This is a genomic window from Candidatus Schekmanbacteria bacterium, assembly GCA_016219965.1.
In the GTDB taxonomy this organism is placed as follows: Bacteria; Schekmanbacteria; GWA2-38-11; order GWA2-38-11; family J061; genus JACRJM01.
Genome location: JACRJM010000003.1, coordinates 270,354 through 286,825, shown reverse-complemented (window position 1 = coordinate 286,825; position 16,472 = coordinate 270,354). Strand labels below are relative to the sequence as shown.

Annotated in this window: 15 protein-coding genes; 7 read left to right on the top strand and 8 right to left on the bottom strand. The window is 42.2% G+C overall.

The genetic code is table 11. The annotated features are described in order from the left end of the window. The first annotated feature begins 25 nt into the window (after window positions 1–25). Window positions 26–1,372, top strand: a complete 1,347-nt coding sequence (gene gdhA / locus HZA77_03575; protein ID MBI5374489.1) for an NADP-specific glutamate dehydrogenase — start codon at window positions 26–28, stop codon at window positions 1,370–1,372. Between the two features lie 84 nt (window positions 1,373–1,456). Here the strand turns inward: gdhA and HZA77_03570 are convergent, their stop codons facing one another. Next, window positions 1,457–2,137: a TIGR00730 family Rossman fold protein gene (locus tag HZA77_03570; GenBank protein ID MBI5374488.1), complete on the bottom strand. Its 681-nt coding sequence runs from the start codon at window positions 2,135–2,137 to the stop codon at window positions 1,457–1,459. A gap of 494 nt (window positions 2,138–2,631) precedes the next feature. Between HZA77_03570 and HZA77_03565 the strand changes: the two genes are divergently transcribed. The 3 genes from HZA77_03565 to HZA77_03555 are packed head-to-tail and all read left to right on the top strand — an operon-like array spanning window position 2,632 to window position 5,878. Then, a complete protein-coding gene (locus HZA77_03565) occupies window positions 2,632–3,987 on the top strand; it encodes a hypothetical protein (GenBank protein ID MBI5374487.1) in 1,356 nt (451 codons plus the stop codon). 10 nt (window positions 3,988–3,997) lie between these two features. Beyond that, entirely contained in the window at window positions 3,998–5,032 is a 1,035-nt protein-coding gene (locus HZA77_03560; protein MBI5374486.1) for a zinc ABC transporter substrate-binding protein, read from the top strand. A gap of 27 nt (window positions 5,033–5,059) precedes the next feature. After that, window positions 5,060–5,878 carry a metal ABC transporter permease gene (locus HZA77_03555; GenBank protein ID MBI5374485.1) on the top strand — a complete coding sequence of 273 codons (819 nt, stop codon included), beginning with the start codon at window positions 5,060–5,062 and terminating at the stop codon, window positions 5,876–5,878. A 143-nt stretch (window positions 5,879–6,021) separates the two neighbouring features. Here HZA77_03555 and HZA77_03550 read toward each other — a convergent pair whose 3' ends face one another. Both HZA77_03550 and HZA77_03545 read right to left on the bottom strand, forming a co-directional pair. Then, window positions 6,022–6,771, bottom strand: a complete 750-nt coding sequence (locus HZA77_03550) for a transporter (protein MBI5374484.1) — start codon at window positions 6,769–6,771, stop codon at window positions 6,022–6,024. A gap of 111 nt (window positions 6,772–6,882) precedes the next feature. Beyond that, window positions 6,883–8,283 carry an FAD-binding protein gene (locus tag HZA77_03545; protein MBI5374483.1) on the bottom strand — a complete coding sequence of 467 codons (1,401 nt, stop codon included), beginning with the start codon at window positions 8,281–8,283 and terminating at the stop codon, window positions 6,883–6,885. A 156-nt stretch (window positions 8,284–8,439) separates the two neighbouring features. On the opposite strand from HZA77_03545, the gene HZA77_03540 reads away from it, so the two are divergent. From HZA77_03540 to nadA, 3 genes are all read left to right on the top strand, one after another. Beyond that, entirely contained in the window at window positions 8,440–9,018 is a 579-nt protein-coding gene (locus HZA77_03540; protein ID MBI5374482.1) for a Slp family lipoprotein, read from the top strand. A 117-nt stretch (window positions 9,019–9,135) separates the two neighbouring features. Next, the gene (locus HZA77_03535; protein ID MBI5374481.1) at window positions 9,136–9,597 is read left to right on the top strand and encodes a phosphatidylglycerophosphatase A; all 462 of its coding nucleotides are present in this window, start codon (window positions 9,136–9,138) and stop codon (window positions 9,595–9,597) included. A 39-nt stretch (window positions 9,598–9,636) separates the two neighbouring features. Then, the gene (gene nadA / locus HZA77_03530; GenBank protein MBI5374480.1) at window positions 9,637–10,566 is read left to right on the top strand and encodes a quinolinate synthase NadA; all 930 of its coding nucleotides are present in this window, start codon (window positions 9,637–9,639) and stop codon (window positions 10,564–10,566) included. A gap of 321 nt (window positions 10,567–10,887) precedes the next feature. Here nadA and HZA77_03525 read toward each other — a convergent pair whose 3' ends face one another. The 5 genes from HZA77_03525 to HZA77_03505 all read right to left on the bottom strand — a co-directional run bounded on the left by HZA77_03525 (window position 10,888) and on the right by HZA77_03505 (window position 16,414). Beyond that, a complete protein-coding gene (locus HZA77_03525; protein MBI5374479.1) occupies window positions 10,888–11,892 on the bottom strand; it encodes a DUF362 domain-containing protein in 1,005 nt (334 codons plus the stop codon). Between the two features lie 61 nt (window positions 11,893–11,953). After that, a complete protein-coding gene (locus HZA77_03520) occupies window positions 11,954–13,891 on the bottom strand; it encodes a 1-deoxy-D-xylulose-5-phosphate synthase (GenBank protein MBI5374478.1) in 1,938 nt (645 codons plus the stop codon). Window positions 13,892–13,915: 24 nt separating this feature from the next. Beyond that, window positions 13,916–14,806 carry a polyprenyl synthetase family protein gene (locus tag HZA77_03515; protein ID MBI5374477.1) on the bottom strand — a complete coding sequence of 297 codons (891 nt, stop codon included), beginning with the start codon at window positions 14,804–14,806 and terminating at the stop codon, window positions 13,916–13,918. Between the two features lie 5 nt (window positions 14,807–14,811). Then, window positions 14,812–15,060, bottom strand: coding sequence for an exodeoxyribonuclease VII small subunit (xseB, locus tag HZA77_03510; GenBank protein ID MBI5374476.1), 249 nt, complete (start codon window positions 15,058–15,060; stop codon window positions 14,812–14,814). 1 nt (window position 15,061) lies between these two features. Next, window positions 15,062–16,414 (bottom strand): exodeoxyribonuclease VII large subunit, encoded by a 1,353-nt coding sequence (locus HZA77_03505; GenBank protein MBI5374475.1) that lies wholly within the window; start codon window positions 16,412–16,414, stop codon window positions 15,062–15,064. Between the last annotated feature and the right edge of the window lie 58 nt (window positions 16,415–16,472).

The following is a 16,472-nucleotide window of genomic DNA, read 5'->3' as shown; positions in this document are numbered from 1 at the left end:
AAACCTAATGTGTGAGGGGAAATTTATGGTTGTGATGGAAGAGAAGATTGAAGCGATTTATCAAAAAGTAATAGCACGAAATCCGGGAGAAACTGAGTTTCACCAGGCTGTTCAGGAGGTTCTTGGATCTCTTGGTCCGGTGGTAGTTAAACATCCTGAATATGCAGATCAAAAGATTATTCAAAGGATATGCGAGCCGGAAAGACAGATAATATTCAGGGTTCCCTGGCAGGATGATAAGGGACAAATTCATATTAACCGCGGTTTCCGTGTAGAGTTTAACAGCGCTCTTGGACCATACAAGGGCGGCTTGCGCTTCCATCCTTCAGTGTATCTCGGGATAATCAAGTTTCTTGGCTTTGAACAGATATTTAAGAACGCACTGACCGGAATGCCAATCGGCGGAGGAAAGGGCGGCTCGGATTTTGATCCAAAGGGGAAGTCTGATAATGAAATAATGCGTTTTTGCCAGAGCTTTATTACGGAACTCTACAGATTCCTTGGAGAATATACAGATGTGCCTGCCGGAGATATAGGTGTCGGCGGCAGGGAAATAGGATATATGTTCGGGCAATACAAACGCATTACTAACCGCCACGAATCAGGCGTCCTTACGGGGAAGGGGCTTGACTGGGGCGGTTCAATGGTGCGCACAGAGGCAACAGGTTACGGTGCAACCTTCTTTGTCCATGAAATGTTAAAAGTCCGCAAGAATTCTCTCGAAGGAAAAACCTGTCTTGTTTCAGGCTCCGGGAATGTTGCAATATATACAATTGAAAAGATCCATCAGCTTGGAGGAAAGGTTATAGCCTGCTCAGATTCTAATGGAGTTATAGTCCATAAAAAAGGAATTGATGTAGAGCTTGTTAAACAATTGAAAGAAGTTGATAGGCGCAGGATCAAAGACTATAAGCAGTACCACAAAGACGCGATTTACAAAGAAGGGGGCAATATATGGGAAATCCCATGTCAGGTCGCAATGCCCTCAGCCACTCAAAACGAAATCAATGGGAAAGATGCCAAGATTCTCGTCAAGAACGGATGTATTGCAGTAGGAGAAGGCGCCAATATGCCTACCACACCGGAAGGAGTAAAAGTATTTCTCGATTCCAAGATTGCATATGGGCCCGGCAAAGCTGCAAATGCAGGCGGTGTTGCTACATCAGCTCTCGAAATGCAGCAGAATGCGTCACGCGATTTCTGGACATTTGAAAAAGCCGAAAGAAAGCTTAATGACATCATGACCAATATCCACAAAATCTGCTATGAGGCATCAGATGAATATGGGACTCCCGGAAATTATGTCAATGGAGCCAACATTGCCGGGTTCACAAAAGTTGCAAAGGCAATGGTTGCCCACGGGTTAGTGTAAGAAGCCAATTGAGATAATGAGAGACATCCTCTTCTTGTAACAAGGAGAGGATGTCTCTTTTAAATTTGTGGGTTAGCAGCTAAATCAGATTATCATTACGGTGCGGCGACTTTCTACCGCTTTGCCGTTTTTCTCATAGAAATAATTGCCTATAATTTGCACTACCTCTTCCGGGTCATCAGTCATGTGAATAAGATCAAGGTCAGACTCAGAGATAGTGCCTTCTCTTATCATATTATTTTTTATCCATCTTATAAGCCCGCTCCAATATTTTTTCCCAACGAATATAACAGGGAAATTTGATATTTTCCCTGTCTGTATTAACGTAAGAGCCTCAAAGGCTTCATCTAATGTCCCGAATCCTCCGGGGAAAATTACATACCCGGTTGCATACTTTACAAACATCACCTTACGGACAAAAAAGTAATCAAAATTCATTTTAACTTCTGAATATTTATTTGGTTTTTGCTCAAAGGGGAGCTTTATATTTAATCCTATTGATTTTCCGTTTCCCTTTTTTGCACCAAGATTGCACGCTTCCATGATGCCGCCGCCGCCGCCGGAAATTACGGAAAATCCTGTCTTTGATATCGCCTCAGAAACTGCAACAGCAAGCTTGTAATATTTCGTTCCCTTTTTTATGCGCGCACCTCCGAAGACTGAAACAGCAGGGCCGATTTTAGAAAGAGTTTCAAATCCTTCAACAAACTCTCCCATTATCTTAAATACCATCCAAAGGTCATTAGTTCTTACTTCTTCAACCATTTTTGTTTCTCCTAAAAGTCTGTGTTTAAAAATTCTTGCACAAATTTTTTATTTATTATTAACTAAATCTATGAAAGAACCAAGAGCAAAAATCATCTCCAAATATTATCCTTTCCTGCTGGTTCTGTGCCTAATATTTTTTGTTACAGCTCTTTTTATTGCAACCACGCACATCCATTATATTGAATCAGACATTTTCCACACAGATTGTATGAACTGCAAATTGATTCAGGTTCTAATTGGAGTGATTCTAATTTCTCCAGTCCTCTACTGCCATTTTGCCTGCGATTTTATTCAAATTATGATCAGCAGGATAACATGCCTCAGTAATCTCTTTTTCTTGCCAAAGCTTCGCTCCCCTCCTGTCCAAGCATACACTTTCTGATAGGCCAGTACTTACTCATATTTTTTGATTTCAGGGTTAATATATTTCTTCTGTGCGCTGTGGCAATTTATTATCAGCGAAAGAACTTGTTTTTTTATGGAGGGAGGGCATGAAATATAAACTTTTTATTTGTACTATTGTTTTAGTATTTTTCAATCTCATACTGATGACCGGCGCGGCAGGAGCTGGAGAGATGAAAAATCGCGATGAAGAGATAAAGACGTTAAAAGATGAGATGTCGCAGTTGAAGGAAACAATGAAAAAAATGCAGGAGATAATAGAGAACCAGCAGGCTGTCCTTCTGAAACTTCAAAAACAAAATGATGAAAAATTAACTACGACAGAACCTGTTCAGGAACAGAGGAAAGATATTGTTGCTGAAGAGCAGAAGGTTAAAGAGGAAAAATCTCCTGCAATTGCTGAAACTGCTCAGTCTATGCAGACTCCGGCAGTCACTACAGATTTGGTAAGGGCTGTGCAGAGTTTTAATCCGGACATGTCTGTCATAGGCGACCTTACAGGTCATATCAGCAACAAAGGATTTAGAGAGCAAAATGAAGACAGGTTTTCACTTAGAGAGGTAGAGGTTGCCTTTTCCGCTGCCATCGACCCATATGCAAGGGGAGATATATTTCTTGCCATCGAAGAGGATAGAGGAAGCTATGAAATTGATGTTGAAGAAGGTTATGTAACATTTCTCAATCTTCCTGCAGATTTGCAGGCAAGGCTCGGAAAATTCAAGGCAGCCTTTGGCAAGGCAAATACATATCATACCCATCGGAGACCATGGGTTACAAACCCTGATTTCATAAATCACTATTTCGGACCTGACCAGATGGCAGAAGCCGGAGTGTCGGCAAACTATCTTATTCCTAACCCCTGGGATAAATATATCGAGCTTACTGTTGAAGCCTTCAATAACGGCAATGAGAAAAGTTTCGGCGGGAAAAAATCCAATGATCTAGTTTATCTGGGGCACCTTAAAAATTTCTTTGATCTGTCTCAAAGTTCCACTCTTGAGCTGGGTTTGAGCGGAGCCACAGGACCTAATGACAATGGGCACGGCAGGCAAAGGACTAACCTTGAAGGAATCGACCTTACCTATAAATGGAGGCCGGAAAGGGAAGGGCTTTATAAATCTTTTACATGGCAGACTGAGTTTCTCGCATCCCAGAACAATAAACATGACAGGATTGAAGAAAACAGTTTCGGGATGTATTCGTCACTGCAATATCAGTTCGAGAGAAGATGGACTGCCGGCGTGCGTTATGATTACTCAGAATATCCGCACGACAGCTCAAAATATGACAATGGTTATACGGCAAATCTTACTTTTGCGCAGAGTGAGTTTGCCTTCTGGAGGCTTGAATACAAACATACAGACAGGAATTTTGACAATGACTCTGATGAAGTCTGGCTGCAGCTCGATTTCGGTATGGGTCCTCACAGGGCTCATAAATATTAGGAGATAAAAAATGAAAATAAGATTAATGATAATTGTTTTGCTTTCAAGCGCTGTTATTTTTTTGATGTCTTTTCAACCTGCACATTCAGCCTCTATTGAGGTTGTGACAACTACGCCTGATCTTAAGTCTATAACAGAATATATCGGCGGTGATAAAGTTAGTGTAACGAGCATTTCCACAGGTTACCAGGACCCTCATTTCATTGATGCAAAGCCAAGCTATATGATCAAGGCAAAGCGCGCTGATTTGTTTATCAAGGTAGGTCTTGAGCTTGAGATTGGCTGGGAGTCACTGATTATTGAAGGTTCAAGGAATCCTAAGATACAGCCGGGGGCTCAGGGCAATCTTGACGTGTCTGAGGGAGTTATGAGGCTACAAGTGCCGACTGGCAAGATTGACCGCTCAATGGGAGATATCCATCCTTGCGGGAATCCTCATTACTGGACTGATCCGCTTAACGGTAAAATCATTGCAAAGAATATAACGAACCGTCTGTGCTCTATTTATCCTTCTGACGCACCATACTTTCAGAAGAATCTTTCGCTTTTTAACAGTCGTATTGATGAAGCTCTTTTTGGGAAAAAACTAACTGATAAGGTTGGTGGTGAAAAATTGTCAGATCTTCTTGCAGGGGGAAAATTCTATGAGTTTATCAAGTCAAATAATCTTCAGGGAGAACTTGGCGGCTGGATGGCCGAGGTGATGCCATTCCAGAATGCAAAGATCGTTACCTATCACAATTCCTGGCCATATTTCGCTTCAAGGTTTGGGTTACATATCATAGATCAGCTCGAGCCCAAACCGGGAATACCTCCGGGTCCAACACATATAAATGAAGTCATTGAACAGATGAAATCCGGGAATGTAAAGGTGATACTTATGGAGCCTTTTTATGCTGATAAACCGGCAAAACTTGTCGCTGAAAAGACGGGTGCAAAAATTGTCGTGGCGCCAAACTCGGTGGGAGGAAGCGACAAAGCGAAGGATTACGTTTCTCTTATTGATGCTATCCTGCAAAGTATTGTTGCGGCTATGAAGAATTAACTTATTACAATCTGGCGGAGATGAATAATGGAAAATATTCAGTTGCTGATAATACCTTTTTTTGCATGTCTTTTGATTGCGGCAATTCACTGTTACATGGGGATGCACATTGTCAGGAGAGGGGTAATTTTCGTTGACATTGCCCTTGCTCAATGTGCAGCTCTTGGAGCAAGTATAGGTCTTCTCAAAGGATATGATGAAGAAAGTTTAAGCGCCTATGCTCTTTCTCTGGCATTTACTTTTTTTGGAGCTGCCCTTTTTGCTATCGGGCGTTTTAAAGATGAGGCTGTACCGCATGAGGCGATTATCGGGATAGTTTATGTGGTATCTACGGCGCTTACTGTCCTTGTACTCGATAAGTCTCCTCATGGACTTGATGAGATGAAGACAATGCTTGTCGGAAACATCCTCTTTGTCAACTGGCAGGATGTATTTGAACTTCTTGCCCTATATGTTGTTCTCGGGGTCTTCTGTCTGATTTTTCATAAAAAGTTCTGGGATATATCAACTCTTTCCGGAAAGATTGTAAAAACAGACAAAGGAAGAAGGCTCTGGGATTTTATTTTTTATTGCATCTTCGGAGTTATGGTAACAAGGTCAGTGAGAGTTGCAGGAGTTCTTCTTGTATTCAGTTTCCTTGTCATCCCTGCCGTCTGCTCGCTTTTTTTTGTGAACAAATTTGTTAAGGGAATGATAATCGCATGGGGGATAGCCATTGTTGCGTCCGCTATCGGGCTTGGTTTATCAGGAAAGTATGATTTTCCGACAGGGGCAGCCCTGGTTTCAGCCTTCGGTATCACACTTTTATTAAGCGCTGTTGCGAGGTTTTTTATCAAAAAAAATTGAGAGAAAAATATAGCCTCAGTTTCCCGATGTGTTTCTCAAGAAGAAGCTTTGCCTCATAGCTTGTATATCCTGACTCCAAATCTTTTTCTTTTTTCCTAAATGGTTTGTTAAAAAAACTATTCGTCTTAGAGTTGCAGTTGGATTTAATTCAGAGGAATCGTGATACCAATAGCCAGAGTATAATCTGGGGAGTCCTTTGTCAGTCCAAACCTCATTCCTATATCCATAAATGTTTCACATGTAAAATGAGCCTGAAATCCACCCATTATGAAAAGAGGGTCTTCGTTTTTAGCCTTGTGGTCTGCTTCGCCTACAAGCTCAGAAACAATGTGAAATCTGTCAAAAAGCGCATAGTGAGCAGATGCAGCATAGAAGAATTTATCAACGCCTTCCTTGATGAAAGAATATCCGCCATTTATATCAAGCATAAGCTTCCCAATATTTTTTTCAAAAAGAACTTTAGCCACGTAATCAGTATGCCCTGAGCCTAAATCCTTCTCTTCATCTCCCGACGGGACAAAAACTTCAAAAAGCGCACCTATGGCCGGAGTATAATCTCCCTCATCCAAAAACCTGCTTTTAAGAAGAAAATGCATATCACCTAATCCCTCATGATCATTCTCAGAGTTATGTAGCTGAAAAGGCACTATCACATTCAATTCTACCCGATTGTAGATTCCTGTAATCAGGGCATATTCGTTTATTACAGCTTTTTCTTCGCTGCCGCCAAGGTTTTCAAATTGTGTTCCTATCTCGAGTTCAAACTTCCCCGGCTCGGTAGTTCCAAGGTCTTCTGTTACATGGGGTCTTTCAGCACGTGAATGCAATGGATATACTAAAAAAATAAGAGCTGAAAAAAAGAACAATAACTTCTTTACACCGGTTATTACCATATTTCGCCTCTTTATTTTTCAAAAAATTGTATGACTTTTATCGGTAATAACATGAATGTCAATGAGAATACGGGATTGATAAAATCAGGTGCGGTATTTATTAACAATATCCTACAAGTCAAAAATCTTTCCGGGATTCATTATGCACAGAGGGTCGAATGCTCTCTTGGTATTCTTAAGAAGGTCCATCTGGGCAGGTTCTATTGCCATGGGGAGATAGGCTTTTCTTATCATCCCTATGCCATGTTCGGCGGCTATCTTTCCGCCAAGGCTTATGGTCTTTTCATATATCTGCCTGCAGAAATCAGGATATTTTTTTAGCCATAGCGCTTCCTCATATTTTCCGGGAAATAATGTCACATGGATATTCCCGTCCCCTGCATGGCCAAAGCATGAAGCCTCGAAACCTTCTCTTTCTGATAATCCTTTCATATATGATATCAGTTCAGGTATTGAAGAACGCGGCACTACAGGATCAAGACTCCTGCAAAGCAGGCTTTTTGCTCCGGCAGCCTCAAATAAACAGCGCCTGAATTTCCAGAGCCTTTCCCTGCTTTCGCTCCCCTGAGACAGCAGAACATCTACTGCACCGTTTTCGTCGCACACTTCTCCTATGACTGCAATGTCCCTGTCAAGTTCACTTTTCTCCATTCCATGAAGCGTGATAAGAAGATGTGCCTTTGCGTCAGGGAATGGAGGTTCCTGTCCCAAGAAATTCTCGCCAAGCTTCAAAGCGGCTGCATCCATAAGTTCAAGGGCAGAGGGGATTATCCTTTTCTTTATTAAAGCTGAAACAGTCTTTGAGGCATTATCAACAGATGAATATGCAACTAAAAGGTCAGCCCTTGCAGGTGGTAGCGGGAGCAGTCTTAGAATTGCTTTTGTAAGAATTCCAAGAGTCCCTTCAGAGCCGACAAAAAGCTGTGTGAAGTTATATCCGGTCGCGTCTTTTACTACCTTACCTCCGGTTTTTATCAGTTCGCCGCCGGCAAGTACAACCTCGAGTCCGCAGACATAATCCTTTGTGGTCCCGTATTTTACAGCCTGGGGACCTCCGGCACCCTCGGCAATATTCCCTCCGAGGCTGCAGCTGTCAAGGCTTGCAGGATCAGGCGGATAGAAAAGCCCTGCGGATTCTATTTCTCTGTGAAAATTTCCAGTGATTATCCCGGGCTCAACAACTGCCATGAGATTATCCTCGTCAAGCTCAAGGAACTTGTCCATTCTTTCCATGGAAATAACTATCCCGCCGTAAACCGGGACACAACCTCCGCTCAATCCATAGCCAAGGCCTCTGGGGGTAACAGGAATCTTATATTCATTTGCAAGCTGAAGGGCTGACCGGATATGAGCAACAGTTCTCGCCTTTACTACGATATCAGGGTAAAACTCCAATCCTTTGGTCTGATCACGCGAATAAGGCTCTAATGATTCTTCCGAAGAAAAGACAACATCATTCCCTGTTTCTTTTTCAAGCCTGTCTAAAAGCTTGTCATTTACCTTTTTATACATATTAAAATTCTTATATTACATATGAAAAAATAAGCAAAAGTAAAAAGTATTTTCTGCGCTATGTCTAAATAATAATGAACTGCCGGAAGCATTGACAATTAATAAAATAGAGCATATTAATAAAGCGTGGGGTAGTGATGAAAGGGGGAATAGAAGATGAAAAAGACACTTATTTTCCTTATCATTCCTCTGGTTCTTTTGTCTTGCACTTCAGTCCTGAAAAAAGAGCTTATGCTGGCGGGCACAAGAGAATTGCCTCTTCAAGCCATAAAAGAAAATCCTGACTTTTACAAAGGGAAGCTCTTTATTCTAGGCGGTATAGTAGCCAACACAAAATTTTCAGAGGAAGGATCAGTAATAGAAGCTGCCTATGTTCCTGTAGATGAGAGGGGTAATTTTTCAAGCTCAAAACCTACTAATACCAGGTTCCTTGCGGTACTTTCCAAAGACAAAGGGTTGATTGATCCTCTCATATACCGTCAGGGGAAAGAGGTAACTCTTGCGGGAAGATTCATTGAAGTGAGAAAAAACAAAATAGAAGAGATGGAATACAGTTATCCTGTTTTCTCAATAGAAGAGATATATGCCTGGGAAGAGAAGGTTGAAAACACAAATTACGCAACTCCGATGTATCCATCATGGTATTATCCTTATTGGGGAGGATATCCATATTGGGGTTATGACTATTATCGTTCCCCTGTAGTGATTATTCAGAAAGGGAAAAAGAATAAGTAGTTAAGATGAATAAATTGCACGCTTGATTGTAGATTCCTTATAAAGGCGTAAGGAATCTACATTTTTTTGAATCCCTGAATTTGACAACAGTCATTGATATCTAATATATTCCACAAGATGAAAAAATTAATAATATTTTTTTCCACGGCATGCTATCTCGGCTATTCTCCTATTGTCCCGGGAACTGCAGGAAGCCTTGGCGGTTTAATAATTTATTATTTTATAGAAAGATTTTCTCCGGAAGGGCTTTCTAACTACTCTGTTGCGGCTTCCATAGTTTTCATAACCATTGCCGGAATATTCGCAGCCTCATACAGCGAAAAGTATTTCGGCACGAAAGACAGCTCGGAAATAGTCATAGATGAAGTGGCGGGAATGCTGATAAGCCTCTTTCTTATTCCATTTAAGTGGAAATATATGATAGCGGCCTTCGTGATTTTCAGGATTATGGACATTATAAAACCTTTTCCCGGAAGAAGGATGGAAAAGCTGAGCGGCGGCACAGGGGTTATGCTTGATGATGTTGTTGCGGGTATTTATTCAAATATAATAATGCAGATTTTGATTAAGGTTTATTAATTGGCTATAAATAACAAAGCTGATGGCAATATAGAGGGAATGCTGAACACCCTGAGCGATACAATTCTTGCCGATCGTATTAATAAACTCAGAAAATCTAAAAATGCAATAATCCTTGCCCATAACTACCAGCGCGATGAGGTTCAGGAAATCGCAGATATTTGCGGAGACTCCCTTGGCTTAAGCATCGAGGCATCAAAGAGCAGTGCAGAGATAATAATATTCTGCGGCGTGCATTTCATGGCTGAAAGCGCAAGTATACTTTCACCCGGAAAAAAAGTAATACTTCCCAGAATCGATGCCGGATGCCCGATGGCTGACATGGTAACAGAAGAAGAACTTAAAAAAAAACAGGCTGAACTTCCGGGCGTGCCAACAGTCTGCTATGTAAATTCTTCAGCTCTTGTAAAATCCATAAGTGATATCTGCTGTACATCTGCCAATGCGGTAAACGTGGTAAATTCCGTTAAAGAAGACACTGTGCTCATGGTGCCTGATAAAAATCTTGCCCTTTATACTGCAAAACATACAGCAAAAAAAGTCATCCCCTGGGAGGGGTTCTGCCCCACGCATCATCTCCTGCGCGTTAATGATGTTGAAAGGGTAAAAAAAGAAAATCCTGACGCGCTTTTTGTAGCTCATCCGGAATGTCCGCCTGAAGTCCTTGAGTTTGCAGACCACATATGCAGCACATCAGGAATGCTAACGTATGTAAAAGAGAGTCCTGCAAAAAAATTTATAATAGGTACCGAGGAGGGGATTTTTTACAGGCTTAAAAAAGATAACCCGGAAAAGGAATTTATTCATCCATCAAGGACACGGATGATCTGCCCTAACATGAAGCTCACAAGGCTTGTGGATATTGTCCTTGCCCTTGAACGCCTTGAGCCTGTCATTAAGGTTGAGGAGCCGGTGAGGGGGAGGGCGTATTTATCTCTCAAACGCATGCTCGAAATCCCGCGTGACTAAGGGCGAACGCAAGCTTTGGCGTGATGCTTTGTCAGCGTCCGGTTAGCAATCCTCACATATCCAGAAATATGCTCCGGTATGCTAATCCTCCGCTTCCTCGCCTGACGCACAAATCTTGCATTCGCAATTCCAGCCAATATTCATTTGTATCCCTTCGTTGCCTGCGTCGTCAGCTCCTCGACGTACAAAACAGTACGCCTGCGTCGCTTCCTCCTTGTCGCCTCGGTCTACTTTTGACTATGGGCTGGAATATAAAAAACCACAGAAGCTGCAGATTGTTTTGTAATCTGTGACCTCTGTGGTTGAATTTTCTTTAACTAATCAATAGCTGGCGAAAAGCTTTCCCCACTTGGTTTTCAGGAAATTGTTTACAGCTTTCCTTCCAAAGACCGGATACCAGAGATAGTCATGGTAGAAGAAGGAACCGAAAACAAAGAGATAAACAAGCGGCGTATGGAAAAACAGCTTTTGCATAATCTTTAGCGGGCTGAACCAGAGAAGGTCGCCCACATGGCTCGCCAGGTTGTCGCCTACATAGAATTTGAAATCCACCTTTGATATATCTTCCCCTACTATTTCTATTTCGTCCAATCTTCCTGTTCCCAGGCCTTCTTCGTGTGCAACCCTGATATAGTCGAGCTTCATCGGATCAAACCCCATCATCTTGCTTGCCACAGCATCGATCGCAACACAATCACCGCTTGCAAGGATGTAATCTTTTTCTACAGGAATCATAGTGCGGGGTCCCGGGCCGTTGCCGCAGGTAGTGCCGTCCATTACCGCAAAAATCCCTGAGTGAATCTCTTTCTGGATCTTCAGGAGGTCAACCAATGTTCTGTGGATGTCGCTATGCGTATAATGCCTGCGTGTGTTGAGCAGTCCGCCGAAGGCATTTTTCATAGCTCCCGTAGTCGTAGTATATATATGGCATTTCACAGTCGGCAGATGAACTATATTTTTGTCGAAGAAGAAGTCCGGCAGATAGATGCCATCCGGGAAAATCTTATCAAGCACCATCATCTTTGCCTTTGGCTCATAGCGAACCCATTTTATATCTTTTGGGAGGAAATTATATTTCACTGGGATGTTGTATTTTTCAAAGACAGGGGTGAACTTGTTAAGCTTCTCACCTTTAAATGCATTTGTGACAACTGTCTCATTCGAAACAGCCACAAGATCGCCGTATCCTTTTTCTCTAAGTTTCTTGATTGTTCCTTCAAGCTGCCACGGCGTAGTATTGGCCCCAGGATAAGGGAAATGCCATGAGATATTCTCCTTAAGAATGACAGGTTTCCCCTTAGTGAGAAATTTTTCGAACTCTGCCATCTCAAGAAGTTTGCCATAGTCTTCCACTGCGGATTCAGGTTTGGTTTTTATTACAGCTACTTTAGTTTTTGCCAATTATGCCAACCTCCTTTATTTTTCTCTTAATTGAGAGTTCTGAAACTTTTTTATTTTCTATCATGCTCTTTGCTGCTGATACAATTCCTTCTATGGTAAGACCGTATCTCTCACGGAGCTGTTTTTGAGAACCGTGCGGGACAAATTCGTCCGGTATCCCCATCAGCTTTATATTAAGGTTTGTTATTCCCTTCTCTGCGAGCATTTCTATAATAGCGCTTCCCATTCCTCCCGGGATAGTGTTTTCTTCTACTGTTAAAATAGTAGTAATTTTTCCGGCTAATTTCAAAATTGTTTCGCTGTCCAAGGGCTTTATGAATCTTAAATTCAAAACCGTCGAGCTTATCCCTTCTTTTTTAAGTTTTTCTCCTGCACACAAAGCAGGATGCACCATATTACCGGAGGCGATGATAAGTATGTCATTTCCTTCAGTCATTATCTCCGCTTTCCCGACAGGAATGAGCTTTAACTCCTCATCCATAACCACACCTTCGCAAACACTGCGCGGATATCGTAAGACCACAGGTCCGTTGATTGTAAAAGCAGTAAACAGCATATGCTGGAGCTCATTCTCATCCTTCGGGGCCATTAAGGTAATGCCGGGTATAAGCCTGAGGTACGAAATATCGAGTGTCCCCTGATGCGTGACGCCGTCAGCCCCGACTATGCCTGCCCTGTCAACAGCGAAGACAACCGGAAGATGCGGGATGCATGTATCGTGTATGATCTGGTCATAGGCTCTTTGTAAAAATGTTGAATATATAGCAACAACCGGCTTCATTCCCTGCGATGCAAGGCCGGCAGAAAATGTCACAGCATGTTGTTCCGCAATTCCAACATCATAAAAACGTTCAGGGAATTTTTCCCTGAAGATACAAAGCCCCGTTCCCTCGGCCATGGCAGCAGTAACTGCCACAATTCTTTTATCTTTTTCCGCAATCTTTATAAGTGTTTCTGAGAATATCTGGGTATAGGAAACTGCTCCTCCGTTACCGTCAAACTCACCGCTCACTATGTCAAAGGGCGCTACGCCGTGAAATGTGGACGGATCATCTTCCGCATGATGGTACCCCTTTCCCTTCATAGTGATTACATGGACAAGAACAGGACCTTCAAGTTTTTTTACATTCTTCAGCGTTTCAATGAGATGGTTGATATTATGTCCATCTATGGGTCCCACATATTTAAATCCAAGTTCTTCAAAAAGTATCCCGGGGACTATGAGGCTTTTTAAAGCCTCTTCAACCTGTTTTACTTTCTTTACTAACTGAGAGCCGATTTTAGGAAAGCTTGCAAGAAGCGCTTCAACATCTTTTCTGAATTTCATGTATTTTGTGCCTGTCGTGACCTTAGACAAATAAGCAGCAAGAGCACCCACATTAGGCGAGATAGACATCTTGTTGTCATTGAGTATGACAGTAAAATTATTCTTTATATGACCTGCCTGATTAAGGCCTTCAAAAGCCATTCCCCCTGTAAGGGAACCGTCTCCGACAACCGCCACAACCTTGCCCGGTTTTTCGTTCTTTTCGATCCCCTCGAGTATCCCGAGTGCAACTGAGATGGCAGTGCTTGCATGTCCTGCCACAAAGGAATCATACTCGCTTTCCTCCGGATGGGGAAAGCCGCTCAATCCACCGTATTTCCGGATCGTATTGAACCTGTCTTTTCTTCCAGTCAGTATCTTATGGGCATATGCCTGGTGACCCACATCCCAGATTATCTTGTCCACCGGGGTATCAAAGACATAATGTAGCGCAATCGTCAGTTCAACGACTCCGAGGCTAGATGCAAGATGTCCACCGTTTCTCGATATTACATCTATTATCAGTTCCCTTACATCCCCTGCAAGCTCATCAAGTTCCTCAAGAGGAAGGGATTTTATATCAGAGGGAAAATTTATTTTATCAAGTATTTTAGCCATTTAACTTTCTTGTAAGACCATCAGTTATCTTCTGCGGGCAACAATGAGACCTGCTATCTCTTTCAGATAAAAGGTTTTTGGTTTAACTGAATCAATCATATCCATAGAATCCCGTACAAGCTTTAATGCTATTTGCCTTGATTTTTCAAGTCCAAATACAGCAGGATAAGTTGCTTTTCCGAGCTTAGCATCGCTGCCAACACTCTTGCCTATAATCTGCTCATCACCCTCAACATTTAAAATATCATCAGTAATCTGAAAAGCCAAACCAATTTTTTCACTGAAAACAGTTAATTTTTGAATAATCTTCTCCTGGCAGCCTGCGGCAATGGCGCCTGCCCTTACAGAGGCGGTGATAAGGGCTGCTGTTTTGTTCATATGTATGAAAGTCACCCTATTTGCCGGTACCTTCCTATGCTCCGATTCAATGTCTGCAACCTGTCCGCCAACCATTCCGTCTACCCCTGCATAATTGGCAATCTCATGGGTTATCCGCAATGCGCTCTCTGTCCCCACGGCCTTTACAGCCTCTTTTCCAGAAGATATTTTGAAAGCCAGCGTAAGAAGGGCATCTCCGGCAAGAATTGCCATTGCCTCGCCGAATATCTTATGGTTAGTTGGCATTCCCCGGCGCAAGTCATCATTGTCAATGGCCGGAAGGTCGTCATGGATGAGAGAATAAGTATGTATTATTTCAAGCGCACAGGCAAAAGGGAGTGCTTTTTTATAGCTTCCGCCAAAAGACTCGCATGCTGCCATACAGAGCATGGGACGAAGTCTTTTACCTCCGGCAAATGTACTGTATCTCATGGATTTTCTGATTGTCTGAGGATAAACAGTTGTTTTTGGAAGAAGGCGTTTAAGCTCAACATCCAGTATTTTTTGTCTGGATTTCAGATATTCTTTTGTTTCCATTTTATTTATTCGTCTTCTTCTTTATCATCTTCCTTAACCTCAAAAGGCGCATAGGTGATATTCCCATCAGCATCTTTTAGCAGGATTTCTATTTTTTTCTCTGCTTCCTCAAGCTTGGCATTGCAAATCTTGTTAAGTTTTATCCCTTCCTGGAAGAGTGCGACAGATTCTTCAAGAGAGATGTTTCCTTCTTCAAGCTTTTTTACTATTTCTTCAAGTTTACTGAATGATTCTTCAAAGCTGTTTTTTTTCATTTTATTTACTCCATATTTTTTCTGTTATTTCATTAATAGTGCAGTTTATCTCTCCTCCCCTGGCAAGGAGGCTTAGCCGTTCACCCGCTGTTACATCTGTTATGCTTTTAACAAGTGACATTCCGGGCATTTTCCTTGCTATCATGTAACCCCTCTCAATCTGTGAATAAGGGGACAATATGCCGAGCACCCCTTCCTTCTCCTTAAGAGATGTGTTTATTCTAAAGAGTTTTATCTCAATTATCCTTCTCATTTTAAGAAGCAGGGATGAAAGTTCTCCTTTTTTCTCTGAAAGGAGATGTTTGGGATCATGGCGCAGGATTTCAATATAATTATGATTTGTCCTTAACCTTCCCTTTGAAATCATTTCCCTTGCTCTTACCTCTATCCTGTGAAGCATGTCATCAACAAGCTGCTGAAGGGACTCAATTTTGTTTTGAGGAGAAAGATGTGCTAACTTTGAAGAAGCGCTTTCAAGCTCCTGCTTTTGCTGTGAGATACATGAACGCATCGCGTTTACAATGTGTTTGCAGTTTGAAATAAGTCTGTTTTTAAGCTCATCCTTTGACGGGATCACAAGCTCTGCCGCCGCAGATGGCGTGGGAGCGCGAAGATCAGCTACAAAATCTGAGATAGTGTAGTCTATTTCATGTCCGACTGCTGAGATGACCGGTTTTTCGGATGCAAAGATTGCCCTTGCGACAATCTCTTCATTAAATGACCAGAGGTCTTCGAGGGAACCTCCGCCTCTGGCAAGGATTATGACATCTATCTCATCGATAGTGTTTAAAGTTTTAAGCCCTGCCTCTATCTCGCCGGCTGATTCCTCCCCTTGCACCCGCACAGGATATATTATTACGCGGATCCGCGGAGCACGTCTTTTGAGGATGTTCAAAATATCCCTTATTGCAGCACCTGTAGAAGATGTTATCACGCCGATTGTCTCAGGGAATGATGGGAGCTCTTTTTTATGTTCTTCTGAGAAAAGTCCTTCGGCTGCAAGTTTTTTTTTGAGTTTCTCAAAGGCAAGCTGGAGGGCGCCTATGCCGCGGGGTTCAATCTGGTTTGCTATGAGCTGGTAATTTCCCCTTGCCTCATAGACTGTGATCCTTCCGTTTACAAGGACTTTCATCCCGTCTTCAAGGTTGAACTTAATGAAAGAAGGTTTTGGACGGAACATGGCAACCTGCAACTGGGCTTTATCATCTTTTAAGGTAAAATAGATGTGGCCTGAGACAGGCTTGCTGAGATTGGATATTTCCCCCTCTATCCAGAGTTCAGGAAATTCTCTTTCAAGCTTACCCTTGATGAGCCTTGTAATATCGGAGACAGTATAAACGGATACATTTTGCATTTTATCAGCAACAAGTAACCGCTAAAAAGCATTTTTATCAAGCTAAAAATGCAATTTT

Coding starts and splice junctions, on each gene's coding strand:
- gdhA (MBI5374489.1), top strand. CDS start 26: ATGGTTGTGATGGAAGAGAAGATTGAAGCGATTTATCAAAAAGTAATA.
- HZA77_03570 (MBI5374488.1), bottom strand. CDS start 2,137: ATGGTTGAAGAAGTAAGAACTAATGACCTTTGGATGGTATTTAAGATA.
- HZA77_03565 (MBI5374487.1), top strand. CDS start 2,632: ATGAAATATAAACTTTTTATTTGTACTATTGTTTTAGTATTTTTCAAT.
- HZA77_03560 (MBI5374486.1), top strand. CDS start 3,998: ATGAAAATAAGATTAATGATAATTGTTTTGCTTTCAAGCGCTGTTATT.
- HZA77_03555 (MBI5374485.1), top strand. CDS start 5,060: ATGGAAAATATTCAGTTGCTGATAATACCTTTTTTTGCATGTCTTTTG.
- HZA77_03550 (MBI5374484.1), bottom strand. CDS start 6,771: ATGGTAATAACCGGTGTAAAGAAGTTATTGTTCTTTTTTTCAGCTCTT.
- HZA77_03545 (MBI5374483.1), bottom strand. CDS start 8,283: ATGTATAAAAAGGTAAATGACAAGCTTTTAGACAGGCTTGAAAAAGAA.
- HZA77_03540 (MBI5374482.1), top strand. CDS start 8,440: ATGAAAAAGACACTTATTTTCCTTATCATTCCTCTGGTTCTTTTGTCT.
- HZA77_03535 (MBI5374481.1), top strand. CDS start 9,136: ATGAAAAAATTAATAATATTTTTTTCCACGGCATGCTATCTCGGCTAT.
- nadA (MBI5374480.1), top strand. CDS start 9,637: ATGCTGAACACCCTGAGCGATACAATTCTTGCCGATCGTATTAATAAA.
- HZA77_03525 (MBI5374479.1), bottom strand. CDS start 11,892: ATGGCAGAGTTCGAAAAATTTCTCACTAAGGGGAAACCTGTCATTCTT.
- HZA77_03520 (MBI5374478.1), bottom strand. CDS start 13,891: ATGGCTAAAATACTTGATAAAATAAATTTTCCCTCTGATATAAAATCC.
- HZA77_03515 (MBI5374477.1), bottom strand. CDS start 14,806: ATGGAAACAAAAGAATATCTGAAATCCAGACAAAAAATACTGGATGTT.
- xseB (MBI5374476.1), bottom strand. CDS start 15,060: ATGAAAAAAAACAGCTTTGAAGAATCATTCAGTAAACTTGAAGAAATA.
- HZA77_03505 (MBI5374475.1), bottom strand. CDS start 16,414: ATGCAAAATGTATCCGTTTATACTGTCTCCGATATTACAAGGCTCATC.